This window comes from Cupriavidus sp. 10L45, from assembly GCF_056395225.1.
The window spans coordinates 659,553-673,277 of record NZ_JBFTJC010000001.1 but is presented as its reverse complement, the minus strand read 5'-3'; the positions used below and the strand labels follow the sequence as shown (position 1 = coordinate 673,277).

General features: G+C 66.4%; 16 protein-coding genes. 12 read left to right on the top strand and 4 right to left on the bottom strand.

The window, feature by feature from the left end; translation table 11 throughout:
- Nucleotides 1-174: 174 nt before the first annotated feature.
- The 3 genes from AC1DFU_RS03010 to AC1DFU_RS03000 all read left to right on the top strand — a co-directional run bounded on the left by AC1DFU_RS03010 (nt 175) and on the right by AC1DFU_RS03000 (nt 1,644).
- The gene (locus tag AC1DFU_RS03010; RefSeq protein WP_092297134.1) at nt 175-486 is read left to right on the top strand and encodes a hypothetical protein; all 312 of its coding nucleotides are present in this window, start codon (nt 175-177) and stop codon (nt 484-486) included.
- Nucleotides 487-604: 118 nt separating this feature from the next.
- Nucleotides 605-1,276 (top strand): alpha/beta hydrolase, encoded by a 672-nt coding sequence (locus tag AC1DFU_RS03005; RefSeq protein WP_092297131.1) that lies wholly within the window; start codon nt 605-607, stop codon nt 1,274-1,276.
- On the top strand, nt 1,273-1,644 hold the full coding sequence (locus AC1DFU_RS03000) for a hypothetical protein (protein ID WP_177219960.1): 372 nt from the start codon (nt 1,273-1,275) through the stop codon (nt 1,642-1,644). The genes AC1DFU_RS03005 and AC1DFU_RS03000 overlap by 4 nt, the downstream gene beginning before the upstream one ends.
- Before the next feature lie 21 nt (nt 1,645-1,665).
- On the opposite strand, the gene mdtD is transcribed toward AC1DFU_RS03000, so the two are convergent.
- Nucleotides 1,666-3,072 carry a multidrug transporter subunit MdtD gene (gene mdtD, locus AC1DFU_RS02995; RefSeq protein WP_441592886.1) on the bottom strand — a complete coding sequence of 469 codons (1,407 nt, stop codon included), beginning with the start codon at nt 3,070-3,072 and terminating at the stop codon, nt 1,666-1,668.
- Nucleotides 3,073-3,201: 129 nt separating this feature from the next.
- On the opposite strand from mdtD, the gene AC1DFU_RS02990 reads away from it, so the two are divergent.
- A complete protein-coding gene (locus AC1DFU_RS02990; protein ID WP_092297125.1) occupies nt 3,202-4,059 on the top strand; it encodes a LysR family transcriptional regulator in 858 nt (285 codons plus the stop codon).
- Nucleotides 4,060-4,087: 28 nt separating this feature from the next.
- Here the strand turns inward: AC1DFU_RS02990 and AC1DFU_RS02985 are convergent, their stop codons facing one another.
- A complete protein-coding gene (locus tag AC1DFU_RS02985) occupies nt 4,088-5,200 on the bottom strand; it encodes an AGE family epimerase/isomerase (protein ID WP_441592885.1) in 1,113 nt (370 codons plus the stop codon).
- Between the two features lie 200 nt (nt 5,201-5,400).
- On the opposite strand from AC1DFU_RS02985, the gene AC1DFU_RS02980 reads away from it, so the two are divergent.
- The 4 genes from AC1DFU_RS02980 (at nt 5,401) to AC1DFU_RS02965 (ending at nt 8,398) form a co-directional block, all read left to right on the top strand.
- Nucleotides 5,401-5,670: a hypothetical protein gene (locus tag AC1DFU_RS02980; protein ID WP_441592884.1), complete on the top strand. Its 270-nt coding sequence runs from the start codon at nt 5,401-5,403 to the stop codon at nt 5,668-5,670.
- Between the two features lie 153 nt (nt 5,671-5,823).
- Nucleotides 5,824-6,090, top strand: a complete 267-nt coding sequence (locus tag AC1DFU_RS02975; protein WP_092297117.1) for a hypothetical protein — start codon at nt 5,824-5,826, stop codon at nt 6,088-6,090.
- 236 nt (nt 6,091-6,326) lie between these two features.
- Entirely contained in the window at nt 6,327-7,235 is a 909-nt protein-coding gene (locus AC1DFU_RS02970; RefSeq protein ID WP_211943569.1) for a ferritin-like domain-containing protein, read from the top strand.
- Nucleotides 7,236-7,255: 20 nt separating this feature from the next.
- Entirely contained in the window at nt 7,256-8,398 is a 1,143-nt protein-coding gene (locus tag AC1DFU_RS02965; protein WP_441592947.1) for a glycosyltransferase, read from the top strand.
- Nucleotides 8,399-8,428: 30 nt separating this feature from the next.
- Here the strand turns inward: AC1DFU_RS02965 and hpnA are convergent, their stop codons facing one another.
- Nucleotides 8,429-9,421, bottom strand: coding sequence for a hopanoid-associated sugar epimerase (gene hpnA / locus AC1DFU_RS02960; protein WP_092297111.1), 993 nt, complete (start codon nt 9,419-9,421; stop codon nt 8,429-8,431).
- Between the two features lie 212 nt (nt 9,422-9,633).
- Between hpnA and ispH the strand changes: the two genes are divergently transcribed.
- From ispH to AC1DFU_RS02940, 4 genes are read left to right on the top strand one after another with little or no spacing between them, the layout of a single operon-like run.
- Nucleotides 9,634-10,632, top strand: a complete 999-nt coding sequence (ispH, locus tag AC1DFU_RS02955; protein WP_092297108.1) for a 4-hydroxy-3-methylbut-2-enyl diphosphate reductase — start codon at nt 9,634-9,636, stop codon at nt 10,630-10,632.
- A gap of 33 nt (nt 10,633-10,665) precedes the next feature.
- The gene (hpnH, locus tag AC1DFU_RS02950; RefSeq protein WP_092297105.1) at nt 10,666-11,826 is read left to right on the top strand and encodes an adenosyl-hopene transferase HpnH; all 1,161 of its coding nucleotides are present in this window, start codon (nt 10,666-10,668) and stop codon (nt 11,824-11,826) included.
- A gap of 47 nt (nt 11,827-11,873) precedes the next feature.
- A complete protein-coding gene (locus AC1DFU_RS02945) occupies nt 11,874-12,479 on the top strand; it encodes a nucleotidyltransferase domain-containing protein (protein ID WP_441592883.1) in 606 nt (201 codons plus the stop codon).
- Entirely contained in the window at nt 12,445-12,885 is a 441-nt protein-coding gene (locus tag AC1DFU_RS02940) for a DNA-binding protein (protein ID WP_441592882.1), read from the top strand. Before AC1DFU_RS02945 ends, AC1DFU_RS02940 begins: the two co-directional genes overlap by 35 nt.
- 46 nt (nt 12,886-12,931) lie before the next feature.
- Here AC1DFU_RS02940 and AC1DFU_RS02935 read toward each other — a convergent pair whose 3' ends face one another.
- Entirely contained in the window at nt 12,932-13,573 is a 642-nt protein-coding gene (locus AC1DFU_RS02935; RefSeq protein ID WP_092297096.1) for an MlaC/ttg2D family ABC transporter substrate-binding protein, read from the bottom strand.
- Between the last annotated feature and the right edge of the window lie 152 nt (nt 13,574-13,725).

Below are 13,725 nucleotides of genomic sequence, written 5' to 3'. Positions count from 1 at the left end.
GCCAATGGGCGAACAATCTACTCATCCAGGTAAGTGGCGGCAATCATCCTTGTGGGCGACGCCACATGCATTGTGGTGACCCATCGTGTACCTCGCGGCGAATCGACTATATTTGACCTATGGCGCGCACATCCCGAATCACCCAGCCGTAAGACAGCCCTGGAGGTAACTGCCATGCGTTCGCTTGCCAACTTGTTCAGTCCGCCGACGCCAGAGAAGATCGCCGAGAAGGAACTGCAAGACATGAGGCTGACGCTTTTTCAGGCAGAGCGTCGCCTGCTGGAAGCGCAGATGCAAGTCGATTACTACCGCAACATGATCTCGTTCCTCGAGGAAGTGGGCGCGACCGGTGTCGAAGGCGTGGCGGACCGTCGCCATGCGGCCATGTCGCCGACCCCCGGGGCACCCGCCCTGCCGCCGGCCTCGCAGCCCGCGCGCGTGGCGCCGGGCCTGACCACCGTCCCCATCGTACCCTCGGCCGCCTGACCGTTCCTTCGCCCGGCCGGCATGCCCGGCTGTGCGATACTCGCCGCGTTCGATGCCATGCCGCCCCCACTCCGGGGCGGCATGCGCACGTCTGCACCAGACTTCAAGGAACCGGCCCATGAGCACCCTTCTGCCCGCGATTGACCTCGAGACCGCGCCAAACCCCACGCACAGCGTGATCTGGATGCACGGCCTTGGCGCCGATGGCAACGATTTCGTCCCCGTCGTGCCCGAACTGGGCCTGCCCGCCACGCTGGCGGTGCGCTTCATCTTCCCGCATGCCCCGGCGATTCCCGTCACCTGCAACAACGGCTACGTCATGCCGGCCTGGTATGACATCTATTCGCTCGACGAAGCCGGCCGGCGCGCCGACGAGGCGGGCATCCGCACCTCGTGCGAGGCCATCCGCGCGCTGATCGCGCGCGAGAACGCGCGCGGCGTGCCGACCAGCCACATCGTGCTGGCCGGGTTCTCGCAGGGCGGCGCCATCGCCTACACCACGGCGCTGACGCACCCGGAGACGCTGGCCGGAGTGATCGCGCTCTCGACCTACATCCCCTCGCCGGACCTGATCGCCGCCGAGGCCACGCCCGCCAATGCCGCCACGCCGGTGTTCGCCGCGCACGGCACGGAGGACGACGTGGTGCCGCTGGGCCTGGGCACGCGCGCCCGGGACTTCCTCACCGCGCGGGAGCAGCCGGTGGCCTGGCACACGTACCGCATGCCGCACTCGGTCTGCCTGGAAGAAATTGCCGATATCGGCCAGTGGCTGCGCGAGCGGCTGGCATGATTCCCACCACGCCCCCGCCCCGCATCGATTTCAACACCCGCAAGGCGCTGCTGTTCGCGCTGACGGCCGAGCGGCTGGCAGCGTTCTACGAACACGGCAAATGGATGACCGACGCGCAGGGCGCCACGCTGGCCGGGATGTGGCTGTCGCGCTCCAAGCTGCAACTGGCGCTATCGGAACGGCGCCTGCTCTCGGAGCTGAGCGATCAGTTCGCGCGCCAGTTGTCCGAATCGCTCTCGCGGGAAGCCGGCCTCTACGCGACGCACGAGATGATGGAAGCGCTCGATCCGAACTACCAGTCCGCCTTCGCCCATGACATGCTGGACGAATGCGAACGGCTGCTTCATGAGAACGGCGTGACCGAGTGAGAGCTAGGGCTCAGACCGGGCTCAGACCGCGCGGCGCACCGGATTGAGTGCCTCGCCGTCCAGTCGCCGGAACACGAAGGCCGACAGCAGCGTGATGATGCCCACCGCCAGGAAGGCCAGCCGATAGGCGGGCGCGGCCACGCCCAGCTCGTTCGAGAACAGGCTGACGAGCCCGCCGCCAATCGTCACGCCCAGGCCGATGGCCAGCATCTGCACCATCGAGAACAGGCTGTTGCCGCTGCCGGCGTCCTCGCGCGAGAGGCCCTTCAGCGTCACGCTGTTCATGGCCGCGAACTGCATCGAGTTCGAGGCCCCGAACGTGGCCAGTTGCAGGATGGACAGGGCCAGCGGCCAGCCCGGCGACATCGCCGCGAACGAGGCAATCGAGGCCCCCACGATCAGCGTGTTCACCAGCAGGAAGTTGTCGTAGCCGTAGCGGTTGACCAGCGGCACGATCCAGCGCTTGGACACGGTCCCGGCCACCGCCACCGGCAGCAGCATCAGGCCCGAATGGAACGGCGAATAGCCGAGCTGCAACTGCATCAGCAGCGGCAGCAGGAACGGCACCGCGCCGGAACCGATGCGGCAGACCAGATTGCCCACCAGCCCCACGCTGAAGTTCGGCTCGCGGAACAGCGCCAGCCGGAACAGCGGCGTGGCGTGCCGGCGTGCATGCGGGATATAAAGCAGCGCGGCGACGATGCTGACGGCGGCCAGCCCCAGGCTCCACAGCAGCGCGTGGGATGCGCCGTGCGGCACGTCCAGCGCCAGCGAGAACGCCACCATGCATAGCGACAGCAGCCCGCAGCCGACCCAGTCGAACGGCGGCGCCACGCCGGCCTCCCCCGCCGGCAGGTAGCGGCGCACCGCCAGCAGGCCCACCAGCCCCACCGGCACGTTGATCAGGAAGATCCAGTGCCAGGACGCGCTCTGCACCAGCCAGCCGCCCAGCACCGGGCCGAAGATCGGCCCCACCTGCCCGGCGATCGACACGAACGCCAGCGCGGCGATGTACTGCTCGCCCGGGATATTGCGCAGCACGGCCAGCCGGCCGATCGGCAGCAGCATCGAGCCACCCACGCCCTGCAGCACCCGCGCGATCACCAGTTGCGTGAGCGTATGGGCTGTGGCGCAGTAGATGGAGCCGAGCACGAAGATCAGGATGGCGCAGAAGTACACGCGCCGCGTGCCGAACTTGTCGGCGAGCCAGCCGGAGGCGGGGGTCAGCATCGCCATGGTCAGCGTGTAGGCCACCACCACCGGTTTGAGGTCGAGGGGCTTTTCGCCGAGGCTGTGCGCCATCGAGGGCAGCGCGGTGTTGACGATGGTGGTGTCCAGCGTCTGCATGAAGAAGCCGGCGAAGACGATCCACAGCATGGCCTTCTGCGAGGCAACGGCTGGGCTGGCGGGGGCTGAAGCGGTGGTCATGGTGATTCTTTGTAATCCCTGGTCGGCAGTGGCCAGGAACAATGGACCTTATGGTAAACACCGGGCTGCCCATCGGGAACCCCTCTGGCGTTATTGACTGCAATCGGAAAAGCCGATGACAATGGCCCGATGCTCAATCCCGTCTGGATCCAGACCTTCGCCACCGTGGCGACGGCGCGCAGTTTTACCGATGCTGGCCGCCAGCTCGGCCTCTCGCAATCGTCGGTCAGCGACCATATCCGCCGGCTCGAAGACAGCGTGGGGCGGCGCCTGTTCGTGCGCGACACCCACTCCCTGCGTCTGACTGCCGATGGCGAAGCGCTGCTGGTCCACGCCCGGCTAATCCTGGAGGCGCTGGCGCGCGCAGAATCGCAGTTCAGCGCGCCCCGGCTGCGCGGCCGCGTGCGGCTGGGCACCTCGGACGACCTCGCCCAGGGCCCGCTGCCCAATGTGCTGGCGGCGTTCCGCGACACCCATCCCGACGTGGAACTCGAAATCACCATCGGCATGACCGGCAAGCTCTATGAATTGGTCGATGCCGGCATGCTGGATCTGATGATCGGTAAGCGGCGCGAGGGCGACCGGCGCGGCGTGTCGCTGTTCCGGGGGCCGCTGGAATGGCTGGCCCGGCCGGGCACGGTGATCGACGTGCGCCAGCCGCTGCCGCTGATTCTGGTGAACGAGCCCAGCGTCACGCGCTCGATTGTGCTCGCCACGCTGGCCAAGGCCGGCTGGCCCTGGCGCGTGGTCTGCGCCAGCAGCAGCCACTCCGGCTGCATCGCGGCCGCGCGCGGCGGGCTCGGCATCACCGTGCGGGCGCATGCGCTGGCGGGGCGCGGGCTGGTGCCGCCCGTCAACAGTCAGGAGTTGCCGGCGCTGCCAGAAGTGGAATTTATCTCGCTGGCGGCTGGCCGCCTGTCCGAGCCGGCGGAGACGCTGCTGACGCTGCTGCGCAAGAGTGATCTGCGCGCATCGCGCCTGGATTGAGGCGTCAGCAGCCCGCTTCGTCGCCGATTCAGCCGAGCGTGCGCATCGCCTGATAGGCCGTGAGCAGGTGGTAAGGCGTGGTGGACGGCATTTCGGCGCGCACCACCTCGCCGTCCGGCGCCACGCATTCGTGCCAGCCATCGGCATGGAGAAAACGGCTGCGGAAGCGGTCGATCCACTGCTCGAGTTCGATCAGCGGCGCCGCGTCTTGCTCCACGGTGCCCTTTACGGCCAACGCGCGGGCGAATTCGGTCTGGGCCCAGATCCGCTGGGTACCGTCCTGCAGCGTGCCGTCGAGATCCAGCGCTGCGCTGACACCGAGTGTGTCATTGATCACACCATGGGTGCGTGCGAAGTCGTACGCGCGGCGCAGCGAGGCCGGCAACGGCGTATCGGCGAACAGGGCCGGCGCCATCATCACCAGCGAATACCACTCGAACTGATGTCCCGGCTCGATCCGGTTGCCGGGCGTGCCCTGCGGCTGCTCGGCCACGCAGCCATTGGCGGGATCGACGAAACGCTCCGCCACGGCCGCCGCCATCTCTGGCAGGCGGGCGGCGAACCAGCTATCGCCCGTGACATCGCACGCGGCGAGGTAGGCCTCCGTCAGGTGCATGACCGGGTTCTGGAGCACGCCGCCGCCGTTGACCGCAAAGTTGGGCGACAAAGCCGCGTGATAGAGGCCGTTTCCGTCGCCGAATCGATTTTCGATCACATCCACGGTGCGACGCAGGGTCTCGAGCGCTGCGGCGCTGCCCCCGGCGCGATGGTAGTGGGCGCAGGCGAAGACCACGAAGGCGTGGGTGTAGAGGTCGCGCGTGGTGTCGCGCGGCGCGCCATCGGCATCGGTGCTGTAGATCCAGCCGCCTGCGCCATCACCGAAATAGTGCTGGAGCGAGGCGAACAGCGTATCGGCATGCGCGAGGTGGCCGGCGGTGGCGAAGACGTACAGTTGCCGCGCGCAGGCCATCGCCCGGAAACGCTTGTCTGGCAAGGGCTGGCTGGTGGCGCCATCGAGCGCCTCATGCGCCAGCCGGAGGTCTGCCCGCCAGCCGGGACCGGTCCAGGCGGGCAGAATGGCCGTGTCGAAATGGGCGATCAGCGAGGCGATCCGTTCGGAAAGTGTCGGAGAGGCGAGCATTGGGGGTGAGCGAAATGCGGGCGCTGCCGCGTTGCGCGGCCACTGCCCAGGCGACACAAGATACTGGAAATGACAGGGCGGCGGAAGGCGCCAGGCGCCGCGCGCGCCGCACGCCGGCAGATGACACTGGCAAAGCGGCGATGCGGTGCTATGTTGAAAGTCCACCACCGGTCGTAACTCTGCCCTCCGGGAGAACCGCCATGTCCGCTCATTCCACGACAATCGCCGACCACCGTCGCACCCTCGTGATGCATGTGATGGAAGATCCACCCGGACGCTATACATGGCGCATCGTGGTGGAGGAGAAATGCGGAGGCGCCGAATGCGACAGCATGATCGAGGCGGCCACCGACTACGGCTCCCAGGCTGAGGCCGAAGCGGCCTGCTGGGCCGCCGGCAACAGCATGCTCGACGGCCAGCGCGCGGCAAGCGAACTGCCCGGCATGTATCCGAAGGACATGCGCCATTAGACGCATCGAACATCCGTTTGGCAGGCATTAAGCGACGTTAGCGCTTGTTTGCCCTTGATCCACCGTGGCCGCCGGCCTAGTCTGAAAGCGTGGCGGCACACGGCACGGGACGCTTTGTCCCGTTTTTTCCCGTATGCCTCTCGGAGAAAAGCGATGGACAAGCCCACTGTCAGCCCCCGCCGCTTTGTCGAACTGATGAACGAGCGGCTCGCCCGGCATCCTCTCTATCGTGAAGGGATGCACGTCTACGCCATCCCGCCCCATTCCGACCATCCGCGCAGCCTGGTCTGCGTGGGCCCGCGCGGCACCGAGGGCATCTGTGCCACCATCGAGAACATCGTGCGGGGCGAATGCGATGTCTTCCCCGAATTCCCGCCCGACCCGCATCGCCGCCCCGGACACGAATCGCGTGCGCGGTAAGACAATTCGCCGAAATCCCGCTTCCGGCAGTGCGCCCCCGAAAAAATCAGGCCACCCTGGCCTGCGATATTGACCGGCCCTAGATACAATGGCCTCCGCATCCCCTGCCCGGAGCGCCAATGAAAAGAGCTTTCGAAGCCGATGGCAGCGTCGCGGACCTGCCATCCGCCCCTGCCGACACCGCCAGTTCGCCGAGCCCGTCTGCCCCCGCCAACGCTGAGGCGCGTGCCGCCGCCGTGGCGGCGACCATCGCCCGCACAGCGGTGGAGCAGGCCGACCATGCGATGCGCCACTGGACCGATCCCTTGCCGGACCGGCTCCGCATCGGCTCTCCCGAACACCTGCGCATGTTCTGCAACATGCTGCTGCAGACCCACAACCCCTACAAACCGTCCGTGATCGACTGGCCGGTGCTGCCGCCCGATGCGCTGCGCCGGGTGACCTCGCTGCCGATCTGGGACATCGCCGTGCAGACCGAGGGCCGTGCGTCCATCCGCGTGCACAGCTATGCACGCACCGTGCGCGACCCGCTGCTGCGCAGCGCGCTGGAGATGGATGCCGACGAGGAAGCGCGCCACAAGGTGGTGCTGGCCAAGCTGGTGGAGGCGTATGGCATCACGCTGGCGCCCGAACCCGAGTACCTGCCGCCCGCCGACCCCGAATGGGGCTGGCTGGTGACCGGCTACAGCGAGTGCATCGACAGCTTCGCCGCGTTCGGGCTGTTCGCCGCCGCCAAGGACTCCGGCTTCTTTCCGGCCGAGCTGGTCGAGACATTTGAGCCCGTGATCCAGGAAGAAGGCCGCCATATCCTGTTTTTTGCGAACTGGGTGGCGTGGTACCGCGCCAGCCTGCCGTGGTGGCGCAAGCCCGCCTTCGCCTGGAAGGTCTGGCGGGTCTGGTTCTTCCTGATCCGCGAGCGCATCGGCATCGCGCGCGGCATTGACGTGGATGTGGACGGCGCCGCCCAGGATGCGAATTTTCCGATGAACGCCGCCGACACATTGGGCCAGACGCTCTCCCCCGGCGCCATGATCGACCTCTGCCTGGCCGAGGACGCGCGGCGCATGGCGGGGTATGATGCGCGGCTTCTGCGCCCGACCACGGTGCCCCGGCTGGCCCGGCTGGTGCGCCGCTTTCTCAAATGAATCTGGAATTGACGCACGCCATGGCGTTTGGATTGTCCCTGCTGGTCCTGCTGATCTGGTGCGTGCTGGTCTTCGCCCGCGCCGGCTTCTGGCGCGTGCGCAAACCCGCGCCCTCCCCCCGCCCCGCCGCGTGGCCGCCCGTGGTCGGCATCATCCCCGCCCGCAATGAGGCCGATGTGATCGGCCGCGCCGTGACCGGCGTGCTGGGCCAGCACTATGCGGGGCGGCTCCACCTGATCGTGGTGGACGACCATAGCAGCGACGGCACCGCCGATATCGCCCGCGCCGCTGCGCTGTCGATCGGCAAGGCCGACCAGCTCACCGTGGTGGCGGCACGCGACCTGCCTGCCGGCTGGAGCGGCAAGGTCTGGGCGCAGTCCGAGGGGCTGGCCGCCGCCGACGTGCAGATGCCGGACGCCGGCTTCGCCTTCCTCACCGACGCCGACATCTGGCATGGCCCGGAAACGGTGACAGAACTGGTGGCCCGCGCCGAGCACGAGCGCCGCGACCTCGTTTCGCTGATGGTGCGCCTGCGCTGTGAATCAGCCTGGGAACGCATGATCGTGCCGGCTTTTGTCTTCTACTTCGCCAAACTCTACCCGTTCGCGCGGGTGGCAGACCCGTCGAGCCGCGTTGCGGCGGCGGCGGGTGGCTGCATGCTGGCGCGGCGCTCGGCGCTGGCCCGTATCGGCGGTTTCCATGCCATTCGCGGGGAGTTGATCGACGATTGCAGCCTGGCGGCGCGGATCAAGGAAGGCGGCCCGATCCGGCTCGATCTGGCGGACGACAGCGTCTCGCTGCGTCCCTACGACGACTGGGAAAGCCTCTGGAACATGATCGCGCGCAGCGCCTACACCCAGTTGCACTACTCGCCCTGGATGCTGGCCGGCGCCACGCTCGGCATGATCCTGACCTACCTGGCCCCACCGGTGCTGGCGCTGGCCGGTGGCGCCGCGGTGTGGCCGGCGTGGCTGGCGTGGATTCTGATGGCGGTCAGCTATCGGCCGATGCTGCGCGAATACCGGCAGCCGGCCTGGCTGGCACCGCTGCTGCCGCTCACCGCGCTGTTCTATCTGGGCGCGACGCTGGATTCGGCGCGCCGTTACTGGCTACGCCGGGGCGGCCAGTGGAAAGGCCGCGCCCAGGCGCCGATCCGCTCGTGAGCGCGATCGCCCTATCTGTATCTAATAGTGCTAGTTGAGATAGCCGGCCTCGCGGAACCAGGTCAGGGCGTCACGCAGCCCCTCCTGATACGGCCGCGGCGTGTAGCCAAGTTCGCGCCGCGCCTTGTCCGACGTGAAGAACATCCGGTATTGGGACATCTTCAGGCCGTCAACGGTCACGAACGGCTCCTTTCCGGTGAAACGCGCCACGGTCTCGGCCACCCGCGCCAGCGGGTACAGCGGCCAGCGTGGCAGTTGCACGGTGGGCGGCTTGCGGCCGGTCATGCCGGCGATGTCCTGCAGCATCTGCTGCAAAGTGACGTCCTGACCACCCAAAATATACCGTTCGCCGATCTTGCCGCGCTCCAGCGCCAGAAAGTGGCCCGTCGCGACGTCATCGACATGGGCGAGGTTCAGGCCGGTATCGACGAACGCCGGGATCTTGCCCGTGGCCGCCTCGACGATGATCCGCCCGGTGGGCGTCGGCCGTACATCGCGCGGGCCGATCGGCGTGGACGGATTGACGATGACCGCCGGCAAACCCTCGGCGACCAGGCGCTCCACTTCGCGCTCGGCCAGCACCTTGCTGCGCTTGTAGGCGCCGATGGCCTCGTGGCCGGCCATGGCAGCCGTCTCGTCCACGGGCGCCGTGGCGCCGGCCACCCGGAGCGTGGCCACGCTGCTGGTGTATACAATGCGCTCCACGCCGGCCTGCCGGGCGGCTTCCATCACGGTGACGGTGCCATCCACGTTGGATCGGACGATTTCCTCGGGATCGGGCGCCCAGAGCCGGTAATCGGCCGCCACGTGGAACAGATAGCGCACGCCCGCCATCGCGCGCGACATGGACGCCGCGTCGCGCATATCGCCCTCCACCACCTCCACAGGCAACCCGGCAAGGTTGGCACGCGGGCTGGTGGCCCGCACCAGCACCCGGACCTGGAAACCCCGGTCGAGGGCCTGCCGCATCACAGAAGAGCCAAGAAAACCCGACGCGCCTGTCACCAAAATGCAATTGTTAATTTCAGTTCCCCTGTCTACAGATTGCCATTTTGGGCCGTTAAGGCCCTAAACCACGCGCATTGTGACCCAAAAGCCCGTGTTGGCCGCAGCCAACGTGCCAGACAGAAATTTCTGCACCGGTATATAGTAACCACCGTGAGCCGGAAAGTGATGCCGGCATACCAAGATAAGAAAATGTTGAATATTCGTCAGTGGGTCGGGGGGCCGTCCCTATGCAGGTAATACTCGCCCAGCCTCGGGGCTTCTGTGCCGGCGTGGTCCGTGCGATCGAGATCGTCGACCGCGCGCTGGTCAAGCATGGCGCTCCCGTCTACGTTCGGCACGAGATTGTCCACAACAAGCACGTGGTGGAAGGCTTGCGGCAGAAAGGCGCGCGTTTCGTCGAGGAACTGGAAGAAGTGCCCGGTGGCGCCGTCACCATCTTCAGCGCCCACGGAGTCTCGCGGGAAGTCGTGGCGGACGCCCGGCACCGAGCGTTGCACGCCATCGACGCGACCTGCCCGCTCGTCATCAAGGTGCATACCCAGGGCCGCCAGTATGCTGCGGCCGGCCGTCACGTGATCCTGATCGGCCATGCCGGGCACCCGGAGGTGGAAGGCACGATGGGCCAGATCCCCGGCAAGGTGATCCTGGTCCAGAATGAAGCGGAAGTCGCCACGCTGGACCTGCCGATAGATGCCCCCGTGGCCTATATCACGCAGACCACGTTGTCCGTGGACGACACCCGTAATATCATTGCGGCGCTCGCGGCGCGCTTCACCAATTTGGTCGGGCCGAACACGCGCGACATCTGCTACGCCACCCAAAACCGCCAGAGTGCGGTGCGCGAGATGTCGTCGCGGGTGGATGTGATTCTCGTGATCGGGGCGACAAATAGCTCCAATTCCAACCGTTTACGCGAAATTGGCACGGAAAGCGGCGTGCCGAGCTACCTGATTGCCGATGGCAGCGAGCTGGATCCCGCCTGGGTTCGGGACGCCGATGTCGTGGGCATTACCGCGGGGGCCTCGGCGCCCGAGGCGATGGTGGAAGACGTGATCGCGGCGTTACGCCGACTCGGGCCGGTCGAGGTATCGACCATGGAAGGCATCGTGGAACACGCGGAATTCCGCCTGCCGGCCGAATTGGCCGACACAGCACTGGCACAACCCGCCAGCAAGACAACCGAACAGCGCGATGCGCGCCTCGCCGACCAGACGGCGGCAGGCTGAACCGCACCGCCGAACCCTCACAGGAAGCACCCCTTGGCCATTCCGTTTCTGCAGGTCGCCCGCGTTGGCGCCTATATTGCTCGCAAGCACCTCTCCGGGCAAAAGCGCTACCCGCTCGCCCTGATGCTGGAACCCCTGTTCCGCTGCAACCTCGCCTGCTCCGGCTGCGGCAAGATCGACTATCCGGATCCCATCCTGAACCAGCGCCTGTCCGTGGCGGAATGCCTGCAGTCCGTGGACGAGTGCGGCGCGCCCGTGGTGTCCATCGCCGGCGGTGAGCCGCTGCTGCACAAGGACATGCCCGAGATCGTGCGCGGCATCATCGCCCGCAAGCGCTTTGTCTACCTGTGCACCAACGCGCTGCTGATGGAGAAGAAGATCGACCAGTACGAGCCGAGCCCGTACTTCGTGTGGTCGATCCACCTCGACGGCGACCGCGAGATGCATGACCACTCGGTCAACCAGGAAGGCGTGTACGACCGCTGCGTGGAAGCCATCCGCATGGCCAAGGAACGCGGCTTCCGCGTGAACATCAACTGCACGCTGTTCAACGACGCCAAGCCGGACCGCGTGGCCAAGTTCTTCGACTCGGTCAAGGCGATGGGCGTGGACGGCATCACGGTGTCGCCGGGCTATGCCTACGAGCGCGCGCCGGACCAGCAGCACTTCCTGAACCGCAACAAGACCAAGCAGCTGTTCCGCGACATCCTGTCGCGCGGCCGTGCGGGCAAGAACTGGGCATTCAGCCAGTCGACGATGTTCCTGGACTTCCTGGCCGGCAATCAGACCTACAAGTGCACGCCCTGGGGCAACCCGGCGCGCACGGTGTTCGGCTGGCAGCGCCCGTGCTACCTGGTGGGCGAAGGCTACGTGAAGACCTTCAAGGAACTGATGGAAGACACGGACTGGGACGCTTATGGCGTCGGCAACTATGAAAAGTGCGCCGACTGCATGGTCCACAGCGGCTTCGAAGCCACCGCCGTGGCCGACACGTTCTCGCATCCGCTCAAGGCGCTGGGCGTGACCCTGCGCGGCGTGAAGACGACCGGCGCCATGGCCCCGGACATCTCGCTGGACAAGCAACGCCCGGCCGACTACGTGTTCTCGCGCCACGTCGAGATCAAGCTGGCCGAGATCGGCAACCTGAAGAAGGCTCAGGGCAGCCGCGCCGAAGCCGTGCAAGCGACGCATTGAGCGCAATCCCGCAGTCGAAGCTTTTTTGGCTACAATCGTAGCCGAAAATGCTTCAATCTCTTTCCGACACCCTCTTCAGCCAATACCGGCGCCGTGTTCTGGGCCTGCTTCTGCTCCGCCCGGAGGCGTCGTATCACGTCCGAGAGATTGCCCGCCTGACCGGCACGGCGCCCGGCACCCTCCATAAAGAACTGAGCAAGCTGGCGGAAGCCGGCATCCTCACGCGTACGCCCCAGGGCAACCAGGTGCTTTATCGCGCGAACCGGGCTTCCCCGGTGTTCGAGGAACTGGCCGGGATCATGCGCAAGACGTCCGGCGCAGTCGAGGCCTTGACGCTTGCCCTCGCGCCAGTCGCCGCCTCAATCCAGGCGGCGTTCATCTTCGGTTCCGTGGCAGCGGGCCGTGACGTGGCCGACAGTGACATCGACGTCGCCATCATCGGGTCTATTACCTTTCGGGACAGTGTTCAGCTACTGTATCCGGTACAGTCGTCGCTCGCCCGCGAGATCAACGCAAAGGTGTTCTCCGCGGAGGAATGGCAATCACTCGTCCAGCGCCGGGATCCGTTCGTCGTGGATGTGGTTGCGAAACCGAAGCTTTTCCTGATCGGCAACGACGATGACCTTGGAGAACCTGCTGGGACTGAGCCTTGACGCGACTGCGCCAAGCCGGGAGCAAATCGAACGCCTGCTCGGTGCCGCGCGGCGCAACCTCGCCGACGCCCGGATCGAGGCCGTCAGCCACGAAAACCGCTTCGATGCCGCTTACAAGGCCATCCTGCAGTGCGCCATGGCCGCACTCAACGCCCGCGGCTACCGCACGCTGACCAGCCGACCCGGCCATCACCAGACTGCGCTGCAGACGTTGAGCCTGACCATCAGCCTGGCCGCCGAGCGGCTTATCGTGCTTGATGCACTGCGCAAACAGCGCAACCTTTCCGACTATTCAGGGGATCTGGTGCCGTTGTCCGCCGTGCGCGAATGTATCGCCTGCGCCGCGGAACTACTGGATGACGTGACCGGCTGGCTCCGGGGTCATCATCCCCAATTGATGGGATGACGGCCACCGAGGCCCGCCCTTCACCGCTCAAGCCACCTAGGACCGATTAAGCCGCCGCCCGGGCGTTGTGATTGGTCAGATACTTGATCAGGCCGTCCACGCCGTCGCGGGCGACGATGTCGGCGAACTGCTTGCGGTACACCTCGATCAGCCACGCGCCCATCATATTGATGTCGTAGATTTTCCAGCCGTCGTTGCCGCGCTGGAGGCGGTAGTCGATCAGCATCTCGTCGCCATTGTTCAGCACGCGGGTGGCCACCACGGAGTCGTTGGCGCTGCTGCCAGCCTTGGCCGGCTTGTAGGTAAATTTGGGACTCTGGTCACGCAGTTGCGAGAGCGAAACCGCGTAGCTGCGCACCAGCAGGGCCGTGAATTGCTCCTGGAGTGTTTTTTGCTGTTCAGGGGTAGCCTGCTTCCAGGCATTCCCGACCGCGAGGCGGGTGGTGCGGCCGAAATCCGTGTAAGGCAGGAACTCACGCTGCACGACGGCGGTAATTTTTGCCAGATCGCCGCTGCGCGTCTCGGGATCGGCCTTGATCTTGGCAATCACGCCTTCGACGGCGGTTTGCACGAGCTTGTCAGGTGACGTCTGGGCGTGCGCGGTGCCGATCATCGCTACGGCCGCAATCGCCACGGCAACGGGGGCAATCGCGGGAGCAATGATGGCGCTGGGAAATTGTCGGTTCATGAGTCTCCGATGCAGGGATAATCGACCACAGGGCCAGTCGGCCCAGTATATAGCGGATCGCGGCGCGGCCGGACCGCGGCGGGTGCGGAGAAGCCGCTGCCAGCGGCTATACTCCGGGCTGCCGCCTCCGTGCGCCCCGGCCGGGCCGGGTG

Bases quoted from the DNA above. Each gene is read 5' to 3' on its own strand.
- AC1DFU_RS02985 (WP_441592885.1), bottom strand. From the start codon at position 5,200: ATGCTCGCCTCTCCGACACTTTCCGAACGGATCGCCTCGCTGATCGCC.
- AC1DFU_RS03000 (WP_177219960.1), top strand. From the start codon at position 1,273: ATGATTCCCACCACGCCCCCGCCCCGCATCGATTTCAACACCCGCAAG.
- ispH (WP_092297108.1), top strand. From the start codon at position 9,634: ATGCAGGTAATACTCGCCCAGCCTCGGGGCTTCTGTGCCGGCGTGGTC.
- AC1DFU_RS02940 (WP_441592882.1), top strand. From the start codon at position 12,445: ATGACCTTGGAGAACCTGCTGGGACTGAGCCTTGACGCGACTGCGCCA.
- AC1DFU_RS02980 (WP_441592884.1), top strand. From the start codon at position 5,401: ATGTCCGCTCATTCCACGACAATCGCCGACCACCGTCGCACCCTCGTG.
- AC1DFU_RS02975 (WP_092297117.1), top strand. From the start codon at position 5,824: ATGGACAAGCCCACTGTCAGCCCCCGCCGCTTTGTCGAACTGATGAAC.
- AC1DFU_RS02945 (WP_441592883.1), top strand. From the start codon at position 11,874: ATGCTTCAATCTCTTTCCGACACCCTCTTCAGCCAATACCGGCGCCGT.
- AC1DFU_RS03005 (WP_092297131.1), top strand. From the start codon at position 605: ATGAGCACCCTTCTGCCCGCGATTGACCTCGAGACCGCGCCAAACCCC.
- AC1DFU_RS02935 (WP_092297096.1), bottom strand. From the start codon at position 13,573: ATGAACCGACAATTTCCCAGCGCCATCATTGCTCCCGCGATTGCCCCC.
- AC1DFU_RS02965 (WP_441592947.1), top strand. From the start codon at position 7,256: ATGGCGTTTGGATTGTCCCTGCTGGTCCTGCTGATCTGGTGCGTGCTG.
- AC1DFU_RS03010 (WP_092297134.1), top strand. From the start codon at position 175: ATGCGTTCGCTTGCCAACTTGTTCAGTCCGCCGACGCCAGAGAAGATC.
- AC1DFU_RS02990 (WP_092297125.1), top strand. From the start codon at position 3,202: ATGCTCAATCCCGTCTGGATCCAGACCTTCGCCACCGTGGCGACGGCG.
- mdtD (WP_441592886.1), bottom strand. From the start codon at position 3,072: ATGACCACCGCTTCAGCCCCCGCCAGCCCAGCCGTTGCCTCGCAGAAG.